The sequence below is a fragment of the Kitasatospora sp. NPDC091257 genome (genome assembly GCF_044757675.1).
In the GTDB taxonomy this organism is placed as follows: Bacteria; Actinomycetota; Actinomycetes; order Streptomycetales; family Streptomycetaceae; genus Kitasatospora; species Kitasatospora lactacystinica.
In genome coordinates this window covers 1-1,102 of sequence record NZ_JBIVVI010001858.1, presented here as the reverse complement: position 1 = coordinate 1,102, position 1,102 = coordinate 1, and the positions used below count along the sequence as shown (strand labels likewise).

The 1,102-nt window shown below is 73.5% G+C and carries 1 protein-coding gene and 1 pseudogene; both read left to right on the top strand.

All coding sequences use genetic code 11. The features are described from left to right. The first annotated feature begins 258 nt into the window (after nucleotides 1-258). Nucleotides 259-831, top strand: coding sequence for an RNA polymerase sigma factor (locus tag ACIQOV_RS42500; protein ID WP_380544817.1), 573 nt, complete (start codon nucleotides 259-261; stop codon nucleotides 829-831). Continuing rightward, nucleotides 828-1,102: pseudogene (locus ACIQOV_RS42495) on the top strand (hypothetical protein); the annotation flags it as partial. The gene ACIQOV_RS42500 and the pseudogene ACIQOV_RS42495, both read left to right, overlap by 4 nt.

Below are 1,102 nucleotides of genomic sequence, written 5' to 3'. Positions count from 1 at the left end.
GGGTGCGGTCGTGGAGCTTGTCAAGCCACCCTCCCACATCCTGTGATCTGGGTCACATTGTTGCCCCTCGGGCCGGGCTCGTGAGGGCGAAGCGGCAGGTCAGCCACGCTGTTCGGAAGTGAACGGAAACGTTCGGCAATTGTCCGCCCGATCCGGTCAACAACCCGGAGCTCCCGGACGGTTACACCACGAGCCCCCAAGGGGCCGTCGGCGTGCCACCCGGTGGGCCGGCCAGCCGACCGATGAAAGGGGGGCCGCGTGAGCACTCCCGGGCCGGGCGAGGAGCGGGGCCTGCGAGCCGACCCGCTCGGCGACCTGCCGAACGACTTCGAGGCCTTCTTCACTCGCGAGAACTCCGGGTACCTCCGTTACGCCCAGCAGCGCCTGCGGCACCGTGAGGACGCCCAGGACGCCGTCCAGAACGCGGGCGCCACGCTCTACAAGAACTGGCGCCGGGCCCTGGCCAGCCCCGATCCGCAGGCCTTCGCCTTCAAGATCGTCAAGGACGCGGTCGTGGACGTGCTGCGCGAGCGCCGCCGCACCGAACGCAAGCGACTGCGGGTGATCGCCCAGCGCCGTCCCGACACCAGCCAGGACGAGCTGAACGAGCTCGCCGAACTGGACGCCCTGGACTGGGCGATGGAGGAGCTCGCGCGGGCCGCCCCGGTCCAGGCCGATGTGGTCCGGCTGCGCCAGGCGGGACTGTCCTACCACGACATCGGACGGTCCCTCGGCATCGCGCACACCACCGCCCGCACCTACTACAGCCTCGGACGGCGCCACCTGGAGTACCTGTTGGAGCACCCGGACGACGACGGGGCGCGGACATGAAGGTCGTGGACCTGCTGCGCGTGCACGCCGGTGAGCTGGCCCGGGAGTTCGACGACCACGATCCGGTGGACTTCACGCGCCGGCTGGCCGAGCGGCTCGCCGCCGTTCGACGGCCCGCCCCGGCCGCGCGCGAACGCCCCGCCAGGCCGCCCGCCGGTGCCCGGCCGCCGCACGCGCCGGCCTCGGGGTCGAGCCCGGGACCGGCGGCGGGGACGGGGACGGGCGCCGGGCTGGGCACGGGCGCCGGGGCGGGCGCCGGCTCCGGTCCGGG